Annotated in this window: 16 protein-coding genes; 1 reads left to right on the forward strand and 15 read right to left on the reverse strand. The window is 34.9% G+C overall.

The genetic code is table 11. The annotated features are described in order from the left end of the window. Positions 1 to 14: 14 nt before the first annotated feature. The 13 genes from AC3RV6_RS12790 to AC3RV6_RS12850 form a co-directional block, all read right to left on the reverse strand. Positions 15 to 1,136, reverse strand: a complete 1,122-nt coding sequence (locus tag AC3RV6_RS12790) for a class II histone deacetylase (protein WP_489746424.1) — start codon at positions 1,134 to 1,136, stop codon at positions 15 to 17. A gap of 637 nt (positions 1,137 to 1,773) precedes the next feature. Next, positions 1,774 to 3,102: a helix-turn-helix domain-containing protein gene (locus tag AC3RV6_RS12795; RefSeq protein ID WP_489746425.1), complete on the reverse strand. Its 1,329-nt coding sequence runs from the start codon at positions 3,100 to 3,102 to the stop codon at positions 1,774 to 1,776. Positions 3,103 to 3,314: 212 nt separating this feature from the next. Then, positions 3,315 to 5,498, reverse strand: coding sequence for a malate synthase G (locus AC3RV6_RS12800; RefSeq protein WP_489746426.1), 2,184 nt, complete (start codon positions 5,496 to 5,498; stop codon positions 3,315 to 3,317). 379 nt (positions 5,499 to 5,877) lie between these two features. Beyond that, a complete protein-coding gene (locus AC3RV6_RS12805; RefSeq protein ID WP_489746427.1) occupies positions 5,878 to 6,300 on the reverse strand; it encodes a DUF1801 domain-containing protein in 423 nt (140 codons plus the stop codon). 305 nt (positions 6,301 to 6,605) lie between these two features. Next, positions 6,606 to 7,871, reverse strand: a complete 1,266-nt coding sequence (locus tag AC3RV6_RS12810; protein WP_489746428.1) for a TRAP transporter large permease — start codon at positions 7,869 to 7,871, stop codon at positions 6,606 to 6,608. After that, positions 7,868 to 8,344, reverse strand: a complete 477-nt coding sequence (locus AC3RV6_RS12815) for a TRAP transporter small permease (RefSeq protein ID WP_489746429.1) — start codon at positions 8,342 to 8,344, stop codon at positions 7,868 to 7,870. The genes AC3RV6_RS12810 and AC3RV6_RS12815 overlap by 4 nt, the downstream gene beginning before the upstream one ends. Positions 8,345 to 8,414: 70 nt before the next feature. Then, the gene (locus tag AC3RV6_RS12820; protein ID WP_489746430.1) at positions 8,415 to 9,437 is read right to left on the reverse strand and encodes a TRAP transporter substrate-binding protein; all 1,023 of its coding nucleotides are present in this window, start codon (positions 9,435 to 9,437) and stop codon (positions 8,415 to 8,417) included. A 155-nt stretch (positions 9,438 to 9,592) separates the two neighbouring features. Then, positions 9,593 to 10,924 carry a (Fe-S)-binding protein gene (locus tag AC3RV6_RS12825; RefSeq protein ID WP_489749250.1) on the reverse strand — a complete coding sequence of 444 codons (1,332 nt, stop codon included), beginning with the start codon at positions 10,922 to 10,924 and terminating at the stop codon, positions 9,593 to 9,595. A 4-nt stretch (positions 10,925 to 10,928) separates the two neighbouring features. After that, positions 10,929 to 12,335 (reverse strand): glycolate oxidase subunit GlcD, encoded by a 1,407-nt coding sequence (gene glcD, locus AC3RV6_RS12830; protein ID WP_489746431.1) that lies wholly within the window; start codon positions 12,333 to 12,335, stop codon positions 10,929 to 10,931. A gap of 21 nt (positions 12,336 to 12,356) precedes the next feature. After that, positions 12,357 to 13,067, reverse strand: coding sequence for a LutC/YkgG family protein (locus AC3RV6_RS12835; RefSeq protein ID WP_489746432.1), 711 nt, complete (start codon positions 13,065 to 13,067; stop codon positions 12,357 to 12,359). Then, entirely contained in the window at positions 13,067 to 14,491 is a 1,425-nt protein-coding gene (locus AC3RV6_RS12840) for a LutB/LldF family L-lactate oxidation iron-sulfur protein (protein ID WP_489746433.1), read from the reverse strand. The genes AC3RV6_RS12835 and AC3RV6_RS12840 overlap by 1 nt, the downstream gene beginning before the upstream one ends. A gap of 16 nt (positions 14,492 to 14,507) precedes the next feature. Beyond that, the gene (locus AC3RV6_RS12845; RefSeq protein WP_489746434.1) at positions 14,508 to 15,224 is read right to left on the reverse strand and encodes a (Fe-S)-binding protein; all 717 of its coding nucleotides are present in this window, start codon (positions 15,222 to 15,224) and stop codon (positions 14,508 to 14,510) included. 15 nt (positions 15,225 to 15,239) lie between these two features. Beyond that, positions 15,240 to 15,956: a FadR/GntR family transcriptional regulator gene (locus AC3RV6_RS12850; RefSeq protein ID WP_489746435.1), complete on the reverse strand. Its 717-nt coding sequence runs from the start codon at positions 15,954 to 15,956 to the stop codon at positions 15,240 to 15,242. Between the two features lie 857 nt (positions 15,957 to 16,813). On the opposite strand from AC3RV6_RS12850, the gene AC3RV6_RS12855 reads away from it, so the two are divergent. Next, positions 16,814 to 17,230, forward strand: coding sequence for a hypothetical protein (locus tag AC3RV6_RS12855; RefSeq protein WP_489746436.1), 417 nt, complete (start codon positions 16,814 to 16,816; stop codon positions 17,228 to 17,230). Positions 17,231 to 17,286: 56 nt separating this feature from the next. On the opposite strand, the gene AC3RV6_RS12860 is transcribed toward AC3RV6_RS12855, so the two are convergent. Next, entirely contained in the window at positions 17,287 to 17,832 is a 546-nt protein-coding gene (locus tag AC3RV6_RS12860; protein WP_489746437.1) for a DUF420 domain-containing protein, read from the reverse strand. A gap of 140 nt (positions 17,833 to 17,972) precedes the next feature. Continuing rightward, a complete protein-coding gene (locus tag AC3RV6_RS12865) occupies positions 17,973 to 18,974 on the reverse strand; it encodes a YcjF family protein (RefSeq protein WP_489746438.1) in 1,002 nt (333 codons plus the stop codon). Positions 18,975 to 19,068 lie beyond the last annotated feature (94 nt).

The following is a 19,068-nucleotide window of genomic DNA, read 5'->3' on the forward strand; positions in this document are numbered from 1 at the left end:
CTCTTGAAGCCATTTTACTTATTATCTCGCAATATACTCCAGTATTCCGATTGAATCTCTATTGCATAATCGATAGCTGTTTGTTGCGTTTCATATACTTTATCCGGATAACCGTTTGCGCCTGCAGTAAATGGATCTTCAACATCTGTTTTTATTTCGCTTAACTCTTCAATAATGCGCAAAGTACAGAAAGGCACATATCCATTGCTATAACCACCTTCGTGGCACAAAACCAATTTTCCATCACAATGTTTCGAGCTAATTTCTTTCATTACTTTAGTCATTTTTCCAAATGCTTCTGCTGTAACGTTCATTCTACCAAGTGGATCAAACATACTTGGATCTTGTCCAGCTGATACGATGACTAATTGCGGTTTAAATTCCTCAGCCAAAGGACGAATGATTGTTTCAAAAACCTCTAAATAACCAGCATCTCCTGTACCCGGTGGTAAAGGGATATTAACGTTAAAGCCTAGACCCTTACCTTCACCTACATCAGTTGCATAACCTGTATTATCAGGAAAACTTAAGTCCTGATGAACAGAAATAAATAATACACCGGGATCATCGTAAAATGCCTTTTCAGTTCCGTTTCCGTGGTGCACATCCCAATCAAGTACTAAAATTCTATCCAGATTATATTTTTCTCTTGCATATTTTGCCGCTATAGCAACATTGTTAAATATACAAAAACCAATTCCTAGGTCTGCTTCGGCATGATGGCCAGGTGGACGTGTAAGCGCATACACATTATCCACAGTTCCTTCCATTACTGAATCAACTGCTGTCAATGCTCCACCTGTTGAAAGTAATGCTATTTCATAAGAACCCCTTCCAACTATCGCATGTTCACCGGCATCTCCCCCTGTTGTATCACTTAGATTTTTTACTTTATCTACATATTTTGGTGTATGAAATAATTCGATTTCATTCCTTGTAGCAGCACGTGGACGAATACGTTCTAAATCCCACATAATGCCACATCTTTCCAATAAGTTATTGACTCTCCTTTTTGTTAAAGGATCTTCAACGAACACATCTCTTTCCATATATCCGCCAGACGGTAGAAATAATGTTCCACTTCCATTATCATGCCAAAAATAACTCTCATCATATATGTATCCTGTTTTCATCATTCATTCCTCCGTTAATTATTATAATTGATATATTTTATTGAGTTTCATAACCATTAAGGGTCTTTAACCGAATATAGACCTTTAATGTATAAAAAAAATGAAAAGCCTTTTTTTATTTTTCTTTTAAAATAATCCAATATCTGAATTATTTAAGTATTGCAAGCCTTGGGTTAATTCCTACTTATTAATATACAGACTAGTTAAGCTATCGTCAATACTTTTTTTGAATATACGCAAAACTTTTTAAAGCAAAAAAATATTTAATTCACAATAAAGGCTACTCATATAAAAAATTAAATTATATACCATTTTTCGGGGACACAACGAACAGATTGCTTAAATCAAAAGTATATTCCAGCGCTAAACTCTAGACATAGAAATTAAAACTATAATTATTCAATTACCCAAAACTATTGTTCCCTAAATAAAACCAAAGGCCTAAAAATTGAAACAATAGTTAATACACAATCGACAAAGCAAGTGTCTACTCCCTAAAAGGAGTTTAACTAATGATAGCACCTGTAGCCACGCAAAAATCGTGATCAAGTTAGACTACAATTTCAAGGCCCATTTCTTATGTAGATAATAACAATACGAGTGTTTGTCTGAGCTTTTTAATAAATTAAAGCCTAAGTAACTATTCTAAAACCGTATTCTCTGTCATAAATTCTATTCCTACTTGATATATGTTTCTTGGCCGTCCTTTTGATAATGGTGCTTCCTGACCAATAATCTCAGCTATTCCGGCAATCATTAAATCATTCAAAATCCGACGTGCATATCGCTCTGTAATTTTTAGCCATTCGGCTATCTCTAAGGCAGTAATCGTTTTTTTTCCTAAACTTTTTTGCACTGACATTATTTTATTAAATGTAGTGATAGATAAACCGCTCTCTTTGAGTTTTTTTCCTAGTTCTTCGTTTACATTTCTAAATTCAAATGAAATACTTTCTTTTTCTTGAAGCGGACCTTTTACAGTCCCATTATCTTCAACTAAAAATGCGCAATTTGAGCTATAATTTTGCGCGTGAAGAAATGCTAGTCTAGAGTTTTCATCGGCGGTGTAAGCGGTGTCTCCATAGCCAATCCCTATGTTTGAATGTAAGTTAGAAATAATTGAAAGCCTTTCTAAAAGACGAATACTTTGTTCTTCAGCATCTTGCAAAGCACCTCTAGTCGAAAAAATACTAAAAACATCTATACCGATTGCTATATAAGAACCTGATACTGATTCTGTAAAATCTAATATAGCTGACTGTAATTCTAAATTAAGTCTATGTAATTCATATGTACGGGAGTGTTTTTTTTCTGCTTTTTCAATATTTACAACAGCAATAAGCATAACTGCTATTTGGGAGTGTTTAAAGTTTAGAGATTCCCACTGTTGGAGTGCAATATTAAAAGTTGATCGTATATTGGAACGTGTAGGACATATTTGGTAAGCAGGAATTTCTTTTTGAAGAAGTTGTCTATAAACATCACTTGAACCAGTAATACAAAACAAAACTCTTTTATTTTCAAATAAATTAATATGAAAGTCATAAATCTCTTCTACTTTTGTAGTATCCGAACATTCAATCCAATGAATATTTTCATTTATTATATCTAAATCTCTATAGGTATCATATACATCTCTTTCTTCTAGCATATCAATACTAATATTATCTACTTTTTTTTGCGTATTATAAGAAACTTCCAACAATGTTTTTATCAAACTAGATCCATTTAATTTTAAATAGAAAAATAGCTGCGTTGAAGAACTTTTTTTAGCTAATAAATATTGGGAACGTCCTGAAAAAATCCATACATCAACTAATTCTTGATTATCCTCAACGATACTAGTCGTTTCCGCTGCATGATTATAAGTAAAATAAACAGGAGTTAATCGCTCTTCAAACTCTTGTGCAACTTCGCTCATTAAATATACGGAATCTTTCGTGCCAACAATACCTACTCTTGTTTTCATAGCTACTCCCCATTCCGGATAAAACTATATAAATAAATTAAAAGATTCAAGCTCATTATTCAAATTAATTGTAACTTGAATTACTTGTTTTTTCAATATATTTCAAGTTAACGTTTAAAGCGAGATTTTCATATTGTACTTTACAAAGCTTTTAATTAATTTTAAAAAGAGGGACTCCTAATAAAACAGGAGTACCCTCTATCATCATTTAATTATTTTGTAACAGTTGACGCAAATTTAGCTTTCGCTTCTACACGTCTGCGATGCAAGATTGGTTCAGTATAACCACTTGGCTGTTCATAACCAAGGAATACTAGATCACATGCTGCCGCGAATGCAACTGAGTCATCATAGTTAGGCGCCATTGGACGATATAGTTCATCATCAGCATTTTGCTTATCAACAACAACTGCCATGCGCTTCATAGTTTCTACCATTTGCTCTTCTGAACAAACACCATGGTGTAACCAGTTCGCAAGATGTTGACTAGAAATACGCAAAGTTGCACGATCTTCCATTAATCCTACATCATTAATATCAGGAACTTTTGAACAACCGACTCCTTGATCAATCCAACGAACAACATAACCTAGAATACTTTGTGCATTGTTATCAAGTTCTGACTGTATCTCTTCCGCAGACCAGTTCGTATTCTCGGCAAGTGGAATCTGTAAAATACCATCATTAAAATCTTTTGAGCTTTCAACAGTTTTTTGTACTGCTTTTACGTCTACTTGATGATAATGAAGTGCATGAATAGTTGCCGCAGTTGGTGAAGGTACCCAAGCTGTATTTGCACCTGTTTTAGGATGAACAACTTTTTGCTCTAACATATCTGCCATTAAATCCGGCATTGCCCACATACCTTTACCGATTTGAGCGTGTCCAGGTAGTCCGCAATCTATTCCAACTGCAACGTTTGATCCTTCATAAGCTGCAAGCCATTCAGTTGCTTTCATTTCATTTTTACGTGTCATAATACCCGCTTCCATAGACGTGTGGATTTCATCACCAGTACGGTCAAGGAAGCCCGTGTTAATAAATGCGATTCTTTCTTTTATTTCATTAATACATGCTTTTAGGTTGAGTGAAGTACGACGCTCTTCGTCCATTAAACCAATTTTAAGCGTGTGGCGTTCTAATCCAAGCAAATCCTCAATACGGTTGAATAATTTGTTTGCAAATGCCACTTCTTTAGAACCGTGCATTTTAGGTTTAACGATATAAACTGAACCTTTTTTAGAGTTTTTAAACGCTACATTTTCACCTAAGTTATGTTTTGCGATTAACGTTGTAAATACACCATCTAAAATACCTTCTGGTACTTCTTGTCCGTCTTTATCCAGAATCGCACTATTTGTCATTAAATGACCTACGTTACGGACGAACATTAAAGAACGACCCGGCAATGTAAGCGTTTCGCCATTTGGTGTAGTATATGAACGATCTGGATTTAAAGTACGAGTAACTGTTTTACTTCCTCTTTCAAATGAAGCATTTAAGTCGCCCTTCATTAAACCTAACCAGTTACGATAAACACCAACTTTATCTTCCGCATCTACTGCCGCAATCGAATCCTCACAGTCCATAAGAGTAGATAATGCAGATTCTAAATAAACATCTTTAACATTAGCGGAATCATCTTTACCAATCGCATGATTTGCATCAATTTGTACTTCAATATGCAAGCCATTGTTAACAAGTAATACAGCTGTCAGGTCATCAGGTTTCCCTAGATATCCTGAGAATTGAGAAGTATTCTTCAACCCTGTAGTTTTACCATTGCTAAGATTAGCTAATAAATGACCATCAACAACTTCATACTTTTCTACTTCAGTATGTGATGCATCAGCCAAAGGTGCAGACTCGTCCAAGAAGTTTTTAGCAAATGCAATTACTTTTTCCCCACGTAATGGGTTATATCCTTTACCTGCAGCTGCATCGTCTTCATCACCAATTACATCCGTGCCGTAAAGCGCGTCGTAAAGGCTTCCCCAACGAGCATTTGCTGCATTCAGCGCGTAACGTGCATTATCAACCGGTACTACTAATTGCGGTCCTGCTTGATTCGCAACTTCGTTATCAACATTCGAAGTCGTCACTTTAAAGTCTTCAACTTTTGGTTCCAAATAGCCAATTTCTGTTAAAAACGTTTTATAAGCTTCAAAATCATTATTTTCTTTGTTCTCTTTATGCCATGTATTCAATTTTTCTTGTATACGATCACGTTCAGCTAATAATTCTTTGTTTTCTGGGGCTAGGTCATGAATCAATATATCAAAATCAGACCAAAACTTCTCACCGTTTAAATCCATTCCCGAAAGAACCTCAGAATTCACAAAATCATAAAGTACCTGTGCTACTTGGATATTACCACTTTTCACATAATTCGACATAATATTAATACACCCCAAACATGTTTTTTTATTTCCCTACCTTTATAATAAAAATAGGGGTTGAACACTTAAATCATTTTGTTTAATAAAAGCACTCCTTTACTCCTAAAAAACTAAATCAAACAATTTCTGAACCTAAATGGTAGCTTAAATGACTTTATTTCACCGTTTAGTAAATCAATATACTGGAGCTAATAAATGGCTCTACCATGCGGTAGAACTGTCCTATTAAGCATAACTTTAATGTCATTATTAATCAACTGAATTGTGAAATATATTTGTTTTACTATCAATTTAGTTGATAAAATAGCAAACAGAAAAACACCGCTCACCATCTTTTTTTAAGATTCAGCGCAATTAAACAATTGCCTAAAATTATCTACTTGTCAGGATATAGACCTCGTAAAAATGAAACAGATTGGACAATCAACTTTTTTAATACATCTATATCTATATCATCCACTTTATTAACATATACACAAGATTTCCCTGCTTTATGCTTACCCAAGTCCGCCAACAGCACCTCACGCTTCGTATCACCCGTCGCGAAATACAAACTAATTTTCGCTTTACGCGGCGAGAAACCTGCAAGCGGTGCATCTCCTTCATGACCCGTTTTATATACGTAATGATAAGTTCCAAATCCAATAATACTAGGGCCCCACATCTTCGCTTCAAATCCTGTAGTCTCAGTAAATATTTCAAGTAATCTGTAAGCATCTTCTCGCTTCTTAGGACTTTCTATACATTCTATAAACTCGTTAACACTACTATTAGTTTCTATCGTTTTTTGTTCGTACATATTATTCACCTCTTTCTACTTTTTTTATAAATTGACTTTAATAATTTATTAAAAACACGTTCAATAGTCCCTGTAAAACAATAAAGTATTCTCCCCAAACTATAACATTAATTTTATCATATTAACTCAGAACGCCTATATCACTAAATTGTACCTCAAATTATTTTTATTTATCACAATACAACATAATTATTATCTAAACAAAAGAAAAGTATACTACTTTTTACATAGAAAAATACCAAAGTAAATTTGTAAACTTTACTTTGGTATATATATATTCACAAATTAGAACCTTTTGTGATTTTTTATTTCACCAATAATAAACTAATCATCGGGATGAATGAAATAACAATAATATCAAGAATCATAATGATGATAAAAGGAATGATCGCCTTAACTACACTTTCAAATTTTGTGCCTGCTATATTAGCTGCAACAAATAAATTAATGCCTACTGGCGGTGTGATGAAACCAATTGCCAAGTTAAAGATCATAATAATACCAAAATGCACAAGATCAATTCCAAGTGCGCTAACAATTGGAACAAGAATTGGTGTTAAAATGATAATCGCTGCTGATGTCTCCAAAAATGTACCGACAAATAGTAATAATACATTAATAATTAGAAGTGCAATTATCCAATTATCTGTAACACCTAACATTAAATCAGTTAACTCTCTTGGAATGCGTGCCCTTGTTAAATAATAACCAAATACTGAAGCACCTGCGATAATAAACATAATGACGGCAGAAACGACTACTGAAGAAGCGAAAATCTCAGCTAAATCAGCTATCTTAATTTCTTTGTATATAAAGACACCCACTATAAGGCCGTAAACTACTGCGACTACAGCGGCTTCGGTTGGCGTAAATATACCTCCGTAAATTCCACCTAGTATTATTACAGGCATCAGCATTGCTAGAAACGCATCAGCAAGTGCTTTTATAAAGTCCATAAAGCCAAATTTTTCTCCACCGCCATAGCCTTTTCTCAGTGAAATAACATAAACTAAAATCACAAGCGAAAGTACGACTAGAATTCCCGGTAGAATTCCTGCAATAAATAACGAACTAATTGATACCCCCGCTGTTACTCCGTATAACACAAGCGGAACACTCGGTGGAATCATTACGCCTATAGTTCCACCTGCAGCCTGAACAGCCGTAGAGAAACCTTTATCATATCCCTTTTTAACCATGGCAGGAATTAATAATGACCCTACAGCAGCTGTTGTAGCAGCTGCTGAACCTGAGATTGCTGCAAAAAATGCACAAGCAACAATAGAAACAATTGCTAATCCACCAGATATCCTACCAAATATTACATTCGCTAAATGGATCAGACGCTTTGATATTCCACCGGTTTCCATTAACTTACCAGCTAAAATGAAAAACGGAATTGCTAATAAAGGAAAAGAATCGACAGAGTTAAACATTCTTTGCATAATGACTATTAAAGAAACATCACCATTTAACAAGAAGATCGCAGATGAAGCAAGTGCTAATGCAACCGCTATTGGAACATTAATAAGGAATAGTAAGAGTAATAAAACAAATAAGAGTATTGTCATTCAATCTTACCTCCTGTTTTAAAGTCTTGAGCAAATGTAGCTAACAAATTAACAATCAAAAGAAAGCCGCTGAGTGGAATTACAAAGTATACCAATCCCATTGGAATTCTTAACACAGGAGAAAGTTGTTCCATCGATTGTCCGACTAAATTATAGCCTTGAAAAATCATTAACGCAAAAAATGCGATACTTGCGAGTGTGGCAATCACAAAAAGTATTTTTCGCATCATCAGCGGAAATAAATCTGTGAAGAATGTCACACCTATATGCGCTTTTAGGGACATAGCATAAGCCGCACCTAAAAAGGTTAACCAAACTAAGCAATAGCGTGCCAACTCTTCTGACCAAGCTAATGGCTGCTCTAATACGAAACGAAAAATTACTTGTAAAAATACTGAAGAAGTTAGTACAACCATTAATAAAACTAAAAAGTACTTCATTGCAAAATTAATATAACCGACAACCTTGCTCACTGCTTTCCCCCCTTTACGAATAAAAATAGGGAGAGAAAGTTCTCTCCCCCTATTTCAACTATTTTATTAATTATTGAGCGTCTAAAATTCTTTTCAATAAATCTTGATATTCAACTGTATCATAAACAGGTTTTACAATTTCTCTAAATGGAGCAGTATCGATATCTTCAATAATTTCGACACCATTTTCTTTTAATTTTGCAAGTGATTCTTTTTCCATCTCTACAATTAGGTCACGTTCTTGTGCACCAGCTTTTTGGCCTTCTTCGACAACGATATCTCTTAGATCTTCTGGTAATTTATCATACGTTTTTTGACTCATCATAAACATCGCAACTGAATATACATGGCCTGTCAATGACATGTATTTTTGTTTAGATTCATATAATTTAAACTGATCTGCAACAATTGCAGGATTTTCTTGCGCATCAACAACACCTTGTTGTAAACCTGTTATAGCTTCAGTCCAAGCCATTGGTGTTGGTTGAGCACCCAATGCTTTAAATGCTGCAATATGGATTTCATTTTCCTGTGTTCTAATCTTAAGTCCTTTTAAATCTTCTGGTTTTTCTACTGGATGCTTACTATTTGTAATATGACGATATCCATTTTCGCCCCAAGATAAGCCGATAATACCATTCTCTTTTAATTTATCAAATAGTTCGTTACCGATATCGCCTTCAAGAACTTTTACAGCTGAATCCCGGTCTTTAAATAAGAAAGGTACATCTAGAACACCTAATTCAGGAACAAAGTTTGTTACAGGAGCAGTAGACGATACAACCAGGTCAACCGTACCAAGTGTCAAACCTTCAGTAAGTTCGCGCTCAGCACCAATTTCACTATTAGGGAACACTTCAATAATAACACGGCCATTAGTACGTTCTTCAACATTTTTCGCCATTTCTTCTAGTCCTAGTTGATATGGATGGTCATTTGGTAATGAATGACCCGCTTGAAGTGTATATACTTTTCCATCATCTTTTTCGACTTTATCTCCGCTATCTTTCTCGCCATCTGCACTATCCGAACTACATGCAGCTAGTACGAGCATTACAACTGCTAAAAATGCTACCAAAAAATTCTTTTTCATCTCAATATTTCCCCCTAAGTCTTTGCGAAAATTTATTCATGCAACTAAACATTAATTTATATTACATGTTTCCTATAACGATTATAATGTCGTAGGTTGTAAAATTCAATAGTTATTTACAATCAATACAGAATAATTATACAATTATGAACAACTTATAAACAATTACCCTTTTCATAAGCGCGAATTAATAAGTCAACGATATGAACGGCTTCCATGTTATCAGAAAGTTCCTCACGTTCAATTCCAAGTTTCATTTGGAGTAAACACCCTGGATTTGTTGTCACTATTGTTTTGGCATTTGTTTTTTTAGTTTGTTCCATCTTATAGTCCAAAATTTGCATAGACATTTCAGATTCGACAATATTATATATGCCTGCTGACCCACAGCATCGGCCTGCATCCTTCATTTCAACATACTTCACGCCTTCTATTGATTGTAAAAGTATTCTAGGTTCATTAAATGTTTTCTGACCATTTTTCAAGTGGCATGAGTCTTGATAAGTTACTATTTGATCATCGAGACGAAGCGTTACTTTATCAAATTCAAGCTCAACTAAAATACTTGTAATATCTTTAATTTTAGTTGAAAATTCAGTAGCACGCTCACTCCACGCTAAGTCATCTTTTAATAAATGACCATAATCAACCAAAAATGCTCCACAGCCTCCTGCGTTGGTAATAATATAATCGACTTTTGCTATTTCAAATGCTTCAATATTACGTTTTGCCATTTCTTTAGCTCTATCAATTTCACCACTATGGCCATGGAGTGCACCACAACAACTTTGAGAATCAGGTACTATAATTTCGCAACCTGCATATTGTAAAAGCTTTGTCGTAGAATCATTGGTTGACATAAAAATAGTATCCATTAAACAACCTGAGAAAAATGCAACTTTCTTCTTTTGTGGTATAAGAGATTGAAAATGTCGCGGCCTATCCTTCATCTCTTTCTTCTTCGGAACATCTGGTAACACTTTTTCCATCGTCCTCATAGTTTCGGGTAAAATATTCATGATTCCAGATTTGCGCGCGATTGTTCTTATGCCAGACCTTTGATAAAAACCTAAAAGGCTTACTGCACCAATCATTCGATTTTGATAAGGAAACATATTACCTAAAAACATTGTTCTTGCAGCTTTTTCAATAAATGACTGCTTATTCGTCTGATAAATTGCATCACGGGCTTGCTCAAGCAAATGACCAAACTTCACTCCAGATGGACAGACTGGTTCGCAAGCTCTACACCCTAAGCACATGTCTATAGACCGCTTAACATTTTCATCTGGCTCTATAAGACCATCTACAACGCCCTTCATTAACGCAATTCGGCCACGAGGAGAATGTACTTCATCTTTTCCAGTCTCAATATACGTAGGACAAGTAGGCAAACAAAATCCACAGCGTGTGCAGTTCATTAGTTCGTCATAATCCATTTTCTCTTTAAAGTCTTTCTGAATTCTTTCTTTCTCTTGTGTACTCATCATTTTAAATCACCACACGATTGCGTTCAGATTTCGCAAATATTTTACCTGGATTCATAATATTATTGGGATCTAGTGCATGCTTAATACTTTGCATTGCTTCAACACCAGCTTTTCCTACTTTTAAATGTAAATAAGGTAGTTTCATAGCACCCACACCGTGCTCTCCTGTAATTGTTCCACCAAGTTCAATTGCCTTATGAAATATTTCTTCAAATGCTTGCTCAACGAGGATCATTTCATCTTTATTCCGAGCATCTGTTAAGCAAGTAGGATGTAAATTTCCATCCCCAGCATGACCAAAAGTACATATTCTAAGTTGATATTTTTCGGCAATTTCTTCAATTGCACGTACCATTTTTGCGATTTCCGAACGTGGTACAGTAGCATCTTCTAGTATTGTAGTTGGCATTACTCTAGAAAGCGCAGACAAAGCAGTTCTCCTTGCGCTTGTTAGCGCTTCTGCCTCAGCTACTGATTGAGCAATCTTAACGTCAACAGCATTTTTCTCTCTACAAATTGCTGCAATTTTAATCATATCGCGCTCAACTACTTCAGGTGGTCCGTCTTGTTCTATTAATAAAACTGCGCCTACATCTGTAGGAAGGCCTATTTTAGCAAAATCTTCAACTACTTGAACGGTTTGCTGGTCTAAAAATTCCAAAGTAGCTGGAATTATACGGTTTGCAATAATTGCCGATACTGCTTCTGCAGAAGTTTCTAAATCATCAAACATTGCCAACATCGTTTTCTTTGTTTCTGGTTTAGGTATGAGTTTTAAAATAGCTTCAGTTACAACTCCCAATGTACCTTCAGCGCCGACTATCAACCTCGTTAAATCATAACCAGCTACATCCTTTGCAAGCTTACCACCCGTTCTAATAATCTCTCCGTTTGGCAAAACGATTTCTAAACCCATAACATAATCTCGTGTTACGCCATACTTCAGACCACGTAGTCCACCAGAATTTTCACTAATATTTCCACCGATTTGAGATATATGCATTGAGCCTGGATCTGGTGGATAAAACAACCCCTTCTCCTCCGCTGCCGCTATAATATGACCAGTTATCACGCCTGGTTGAACAGTCATCGTCAAATTTTCTTCATCAATTTCAATAATTTGGTCCATATATCTAAATAGTAAGACAATCCCACCTTTTAATGGTGTTGTCCCTGCGCTAAGATTAGTGCCTGAACCGCGTGGAACAATTGGGATTAGGTATTTATTACAAAGCTTTACAACTTCCGCAACTTCTTTTGCATTTCTAGGCGACACAATACAGTTTGGCATTGCCTGGAAACCCGGTGTTGCATCATATGAATACGCATGAAGTGATGCAATATTATTATCCACATTATTCGCGCCAACAATATTTTCCAATTCAGTTTTGATAATCTCTGTAATCATAGACACTCACCTTTTACCATTCTATTTATCTTCTACAACAATATAATTTACATGAATAGGACCATGTACGCCTACTATATTTATCATTTCTATATCCGCGCTTTTACTAGGTCCTGAAATAAAACTAACAGCAGATGAAACTTCATGCCCAGCCATATGTGCATCATGGATTTGTTTTGTTGCTTGTGTCATTCTAGGCACAATAGTACTCTTTGGTATTATAGCAATATGCACTTTTGGTAATAAACTAATGGAACGGCCATTGTTTTTATCATTAAATAAAGTGACAGTTCCAGATTCTGCAAGCGTTATATCACTAAATGTAATTCCGATATCCGCTCTTTCTGCTAGAACCTGATTTTCTTTCTTTTTAGCTGGATCCCAGAGATTGACTTCAAGACCAGCATTTTTATAATTTTCATATGTTGATAATAAATCAAAATCTTCATTTCTAGAATCATTTGCCGCTAAGACTGATTTACCTTCGTGAAAGTCTATAACTTCTTTAAGTGTCTGTTTTAAATCAGCACTAGATGTTCTATTAAAACCAATTAACAACTTTTCACACTGTGTTTCTAAAACATCGACTAAGTCGTCAATTGAATAACCTTTATACACATCCCACTGCGGACTCAAACTCCATTTCGGTCGCTCTACGCCTTCCGTGATGCGAGGTCTACCTAGTTGTTCCGCTAAATTATCAAGGAACTTATCACGATTTTTAATTGTCATTACGAGAGACCCCCTTTTCGGTTTTCTTTAAACCAAGCACGAAATGTTTGTTTACTTGGTGCAGGAAAGTCCCGTTTTACAGTCCAACTTTTTAAAGGCCCCGGTCCAGAAGTAATCTTTTCATCTTTAGACCATGGTTTTAAAGCTATGCGTGCTAACTTTGTACTAAATTTATAAGCTGCGGGGTTCGATGACCACTTAACGAAGCCACCCATTGCTAAATTCTCACTTGGAGGTGACATATTTTCTCTTTCAACCATGATTTGACGATGACGTATTAGTTGCTTATGAAGTGGTATCTTCACAGGGCATACATCTGTGCAGGCAGCACATAAGGTTGATGCATACGGAAGTTCTTTATGTTTTTCGTAACCATCGAGTAAAGGTGTTAGAACAGCGCCAATCGGACCAGGATATATAGAACCGTAAGCATGGCCCCCAATATGTCTATATACAGGACAAACATTTATACAAGCCGCACAACGAATACAATGTAGTGCTGATTGGAATTCAGTACCTAAAATTTTAGAACGCCCATTATCTACGATAACTAAATGATATTCTTCAGGACCATCTACTTCATCTTCTAATCGCGTGCCTGTTATAGAAGTAATATAGCTCGTTAATTTCGCTCCAACTGCAGCACGTGTCAATAAACTAACCAAAACATCAAGTTCTTCCCATGTAGGAACAATTCTTTCCATTCCCATTATCGTAATTTGAGTATCTGGTAAAGAAGTACAAAGTCGCGCGTTTCCTTCATTAGTAACAAAAGTAATTGCACCTGACTCCGCAACGGCAAAATTACATCCGTTAATACCGATATCAGCTGATAAGAAGTCTTTTCTTAATTGCTCGCGGGCAAATAATGCCAGTTCTTCTGGCGTATTCGTTTTGTCATACCCTTTTTTATCCGCAAAAGTTTGTCTGATTTGTTCTCTATTTAAATGTAATGCAGGCGTAACGATATGAGAAGGAACATCACCATCTAGTTGTAATATCCATTCCCCTAAATCTGTTTCGACTACCTCGGCACCAACTGCTTCAAGCGCTTTATTTAATCCTATTTCTTCACTAACCATTGATTTCGATTTCACTATTTTCTTACCGTTTTTTCGCTTCACAACTTCTTGAATATATTCATTGGCGTCCTCTGCAGTTTCGGCAAAAAATACATGCCCACCACGTTTGGAAACCTGATCACTTAATTGTTGTAAATAGTAATCTATATTTTGCAAAGTATGGGTACGTATTTCTTCTCCTAATGAACGAAAGTCTTCCCAATTGCCCAATTCTTCAGCAGCATTTTTGCGCCCACTTCTAAAACGTCCTTGTGCAGAGGCTACTGAATCTCGCATGAAATCGTTTTCAATGCCCTTTTGAACGCGCTCATCAAAAGTTCCAGTTTTTATCTGAATACTCATCTAGTTTCCTCCTTTTTTAGCGTTGGTTCAATATTTCTGCAAGATGAACAACTTTCACATTTCTACCTTCTCTTGATAAACGCCCGCCGATATTCATCAAACAAGCCATGTCTCCACCAACTAAATACTCTGCTTCTGTTTCAACAACATGGTCTGCTTTCTCTTGAACCATTTGTCCAGAGATGGCAGCATTTTTAATCGCAAAAGTTCCACCGAATCCACAGCAATCTTCACTAATCGGAAGTTCGATTAATTCGACACCTGGCGCATGATTTAAAAGTTGTACTGGCGCTTCTTTAACACCTAGTAATCTGGTCATATGACATGATGGGTGATAGGTTACCTTACCTTTAAATGAAGACCCAACATCTACAACGCCTAATACATCCACAATGAATTGCGTTAGCTCAAAAGTCTTTGCAGCCAATTTTTTTGCTTCTTCTTCCCATTCAAGATCACCGTGAAATATTTCTTCGTATTCACGTATCATTGCAACACAAGAACCCGAAGGCCCAACAACATACTCAGAGTGTTTGAACACTTTCATCATATGTTTCATTGTTTCTTTTGTTTTTGTTATATAACCACTGTTATAAGCTGGTTGTCCACAGCAGGTCTGAGCTTCTGGAAATTCAACTTCACAACCAAGATGTTCTAATAATTCAACTGTATCCTTACCAACATTTGAAGAAAAAATATCACACATACACGTTATAAATAAAGAGACTTTCATCTTCTTTCACCCCCACTAGTTTCTAAAATCTAAATAATCTTCCAAAGACTTTTCAACGTTACTAAGATGTTCCAACATATATTTTTGTGCCTCTTCAGGTTGTCTATTTTTAATGGCTTCATATATTAGTAGATGTTCATCGACTAATGACCTTTTTGATTTATCTGATTCAATTAATATTTCACGTGCATCACGTAAAACATTTATCGTTATCTTAGAAACAGAACGCATCAAACTAATGAGAATCTGATTATGCGTAGCTTTTGCTATGGCTAAATGAAACCGCATATCTGCATCTTCCACAATCTCACCGTCTTTTTTAGCACTTACCATTTCATCTATTGCTTCTTTAAGTGGAATCAAATCTCTTTCTTCATGATGAATAGCAGCTGAACTTGCAGCACCTACTTCAAGAAATTTACGGACCTCATACAATGCTTTTACATCATCTATTTTCATTAATAAACCTGCAGTTACAGGTAAAGAAAAATTGGACGAGTCAAATTTCGTAACAAATGTACCCTCACCTTGACGCATCTCAACTAAGCCCATAGCACGCATTCCACTTAATGCTTCCCTAACAGCCGAACGACTGACAGCAAAAATTTCAGCAAGTTGTTCGACAGATTCCAATTGGTCACCAGGTTTTAATTCTTTTGTTTTTATCATCATAATTAACGAATCTGCTACTTCTTCATATATCTTTTTAGTTTGAATACGTCTATTTTTCATACAACTCTCCCCTTGCATAGTTAGTCTTGCTTCAACTCTAATAGATAATAGACTATTTTGAAAGAATAGTTGTATGAATATTTTTTTTGAGCTGATTCTTTCAGGTCAAAGCTAACTACAACTCTCCCCTAGGATAAGGTCATCTGATGACTTTCATTGGAAATAGAAATCCTTGTATCATAACAGGAAACTTCTAAATTAAGATTATCACCAGCCTGGACACCTGTCAAACAATTCAGTACACTTTCAATCTAAACTATATTCCACTCCCTCATAAACCAAAAGAGCTTCAAAAAATAAATCAAGTTCTAAATATTAAATACCCGAAGTCCACAAGTAATAATGCTATTTTAATATATACTGAAATTACTTTTATTTCTAATTTCCTATCTAATTTAAATCCATTATAGTGTGAAATAAAGATACCCAAGAATGGCTTTGGGCTATAAAAGACCTTTTTTTACGGTATTCAATTTAGTTATAGCTTTATCTAAAACTGTAAAATATAAATGATTATTTTTTAAAACCCCAAAGAGATTTATGATGAAAAAGGTTAATAGTACCATATTGATTATGAACTCTGGTTTCGCTTTTCTACAACTTTTACTATAGATCCATTTATTAAATATCCAAGAAAATAGATCAATTAGCTTAATCCTCAAGCAAAGATTAAAACTTAGTTTTTGACATCCTACTAAATTTGATTTAATATAAAGCCTCTACGAACCGACTTATTTATAAAGTATGATGATTTTAACCTTTGTACAATTAGATATTTTGGTTTATAGGTTGAAACTGTACACTATTCTATTTTATTTTCAGTAACAAAAAACAATATTAAAAGGAGTTCCTTTGTTATGAAGAAGTTTTTATTTGCTTGTCTGGGTATTATGTTATTAGCTGGCTGTGCTGATGATAAAGTAGACAACACAGTAATAGAAAAAGATGAAACAGGCGCAATTGAAGAAAGCACTTTACCTGAAAATGGTAAAGATGGTGTAGTAGAGATAGATAAAGATGAAGTTCAAGTAGAGACAAACGAAAATGAAGAACTTGTGGATTTACCAGAGTACGATATTTTAAAAGAAAAAATTGATTTAACTACACAGTCTGCTGTTATTGAGACTGATAATGAAGGTAACCGTGTCATTTTATATGGTGACAGTAACAATAAGAAAAATTTTAAAAGTATATTTGTTAAACATGATAAACGACTGAAAATCATCGACTTAAATAATAATGATGGTTTAATATATAACGACATTATTAAATAAAAAACTAATGCCATATGCTTGTACGATATAAAATCGTATATGCATATGGCATTTTTTTAATAATAGGGTCTAATTAAGATGTACACTAGCACACCTGTGAAACTGACATATAACCAAAGCGGCATTGTCCAACGCGCAATTTTCTTATGGCGTTCATTTTCCATATTCCAAGCACGTGCCACACTGGTTAGCGCTAAAGGAACAATTACCGCGGCAAGTATAATATGGGTGATTAATATGAAGTAATAAAAACCAGCCATAAATCCTGTACCACCATAAGGTGTTGAAGTTGCTAGATAATGATAGGAAACGTAAGTGATAAGAAATAGAAATGTCGTAATGAATGCTCCATAAATAAAACGGCTATGAACCTTAACATTACCCTTTAGTATTGCGACTAGCGCACAGACTAAAAACACAAATGTAAAACTATTAAAAATTGCGTTCATCATTGGTAAAATTGTAATGTCAAAGGCATCAAAGTCTTCTACACCAGACATTCCGGATAGCACTGCAATTGCACCAATCAAAATTACTGATAACGTAATAATTAAAGGTCTATAATTTCGTTTTGTAAAAGGTTTTCCTGTGTTGTTTGTCATATAAGTAAACACTCCATAAATAGTTTTGTATAACGCTACTTAACTATTTTATCACAATTTGTTTCTTTCAAGTTTAATTCGCATCAGAATTCAATGTCTTGTTGCAAACTTATGACAGAATTAAGAAAACTTATAAGTAATTATCCTTTATTATTGTTTAAAAACCTTTTATATATCGGCATTAGCGATTTTTCTGTAATAGCAATATCGTGTTCATGCGCATATTTAATAGCATGTCCAAGTGCAATCGTCATTCCTGCTGCAACACTTGCCCCGGCTACCATACCCGCACCTGGAACTAATTTCACAATTTGTCGGAAAATTGTTTTACCTATATTCCCAATAACTGTAGCAATAATTAGCTCTTTTGCATTATCCTTAGAAATCGGCTTTCCATATAAAGTAGATAACCTTAACATAAGCCCTACTTGCAATGTTGTTAATGGAATAAAATCTGTCCCAGGAATAGGTAATGCACCTATTCCAGCAGCAGAAGCTCCTGCAGCTAATATCCACTTATTGGCCGTAGCAGATTTATTTTTCATATTAGTGGCCATTAAGATATCCTTTTTTTTTGTTTGTAAAAGTTTAAGTATTTCATTTTGCAATATACTCATATTTTCTCCTGTTCTAGATGAAATTGGTGTAACAGGAAAACGATAATAGGTATGATCTTGAACATATTTAACAAGACTTGCTATATCTTCTGCAGCGTCAATTTTATTCAATACAAGTATAATATCTTCGTTAATTTCACTAATCTTATTTAGTGATGCTAATTCTGTTTCAGAAAGTACAGTTCCCGCGGCATTTAAGAAAAACAAAACTACATCCGCTTCTTTATAAAAACCTAAAGTTTCTTTAGAATGTTCACTTTTAATATCATCCAAACCTGGTGTATCAACGAATATTATTTTGTCTTTATATACATACTTTTTAATCTCAGTCGTTTCCCCAGGTTTAGCGCCTACCTCTGCTACATTCGCTTCCATTAATTGATTAATAGTAGATGACTTACCGGCATTGATATCGCCTATCATCGCAATTAGAACTTCTCGATCAAGTTGTTCATTTATTTCCGCAGTTTCTTTATCAAATATTTGATCAAACTCTGCATCAGTAAAAACGCGATTGTTATCCATTTGACCACCTCTTCTTTTATCCACAATTTGGTATACATATTATAACAGAATTATCTAACGGTTAATAAGTAACTTCTCTTACTAACCCTAAGGT

It is taken from the genome of Sporosarcina sp. So3-204 (assembly GCF_058068165.1).

What these genes read in the sequence shown, in the direction of transcription:
- AC3RV6_RS12825 (WP_489749250.1), bottom strand. Translation starts at nt 10,924, where the DNA reads ATGAGTACACAAGAGAAAGAAAGAATTCAGAAAGACTTTAAAGAGAAA.
- AC3RV6_RS12840 (WP_489746433.1), bottom strand. Translation starts at nt 14,491, where the DNA reads ATGAGTATTCAGATAAAAACTGGAACTTTTGATGAGCGCGTTCAAAAG.
- AC3RV6_RS12810 (WP_489746428.1), bottom strand. Translation starts at nt 7,871, where the DNA reads ATGACAATACTCTTATTTGTTTTATTACTCTTACTATTCCTTATTAAT.
- AC3RV6_RS12835 (WP_489746432.1), bottom strand. Translation starts at nt 13,067, where the DNA reads ATGACAATTAAAAATCGTGATAAGTTCCTTGATAATTTAGCGGAACAA.
- AC3RV6_RS12850 (WP_489746435.1), bottom strand. Translation starts at nt 15,956, where the DNA reads ATGAAAAATAGACGTATTCAAACTAAAAAGATATATGAAGAAGTAGCA.
- AC3RV6_RS12860 (WP_489746437.1), bottom strand. Translation starts at nt 17,832, where the DNA reads ATGACAAACAACACAGGAAAACCTTTTACAAAACGAAATTATAGACCT.
- glcD (WP_489746431.1), bottom strand. Translation starts at nt 12,335, where the DNA reads ATGATTACAGAGATTATCAAAACTGAATTGGAAAATATTGTTGGCGCG.
- AC3RV6_RS12845 (WP_489746434.1), bottom strand. Translation starts at nt 15,224, where the DNA reads ATGAAAGTCTCTTTATTTATAACGTGTATGTGTGATATTTTTTCTTCA.
- AC3RV6_RS12865 (WP_489746438.1), bottom strand. Translation starts at nt 18,974, where the DNA reads ATGGATAACAATCGCGTTTTTACTGATGCAGAGTTTGATCAAATATTT.
- AC3RV6_RS12800 (WP_489746426.1), bottom strand. Translation starts at nt 5,498, where the DNA reads ATGTCGAATTATGTGAAAAGTGGTAATATCCAAGTAGCACAGGTACTT.
- AC3RV6_RS12820 (WP_489746430.1), bottom strand. Translation starts at nt 9,437, where the DNA reads ATGAAAAAGAATTTTTTGGTAGCATTTTTAGCAGTTGTAATGCTCGTA.
- AC3RV6_RS12795 (WP_489746425.1), bottom strand. Translation starts at nt 3,102, where the DNA reads ATGAAAACAAGAGTAGGTATTGTTGGCACGAAAGATTCCGTATATTTA.
- AC3RV6_RS12855 (WP_489746436.1), top strand. Translation starts at nt 16,814, where the DNA reads ATGAAGAAGTTTTTATTTGCTTGTCTGGGTATTATGTTATTAGCTGGC.
- AC3RV6_RS12805 (WP_489746427.1), bottom strand. Translation starts at nt 6,300, where the DNA reads ATGTACGAACAAAAAACGATAGAAACTAATAGTAGTGTTAACGAGTTT.
- AC3RV6_RS12790 (WP_489746424.1), bottom strand. Translation starts at nt 1,136, where the DNA reads ATGATGAAAACAGGATACATATATGATGAGAGTTATTTTTGGCATGAT.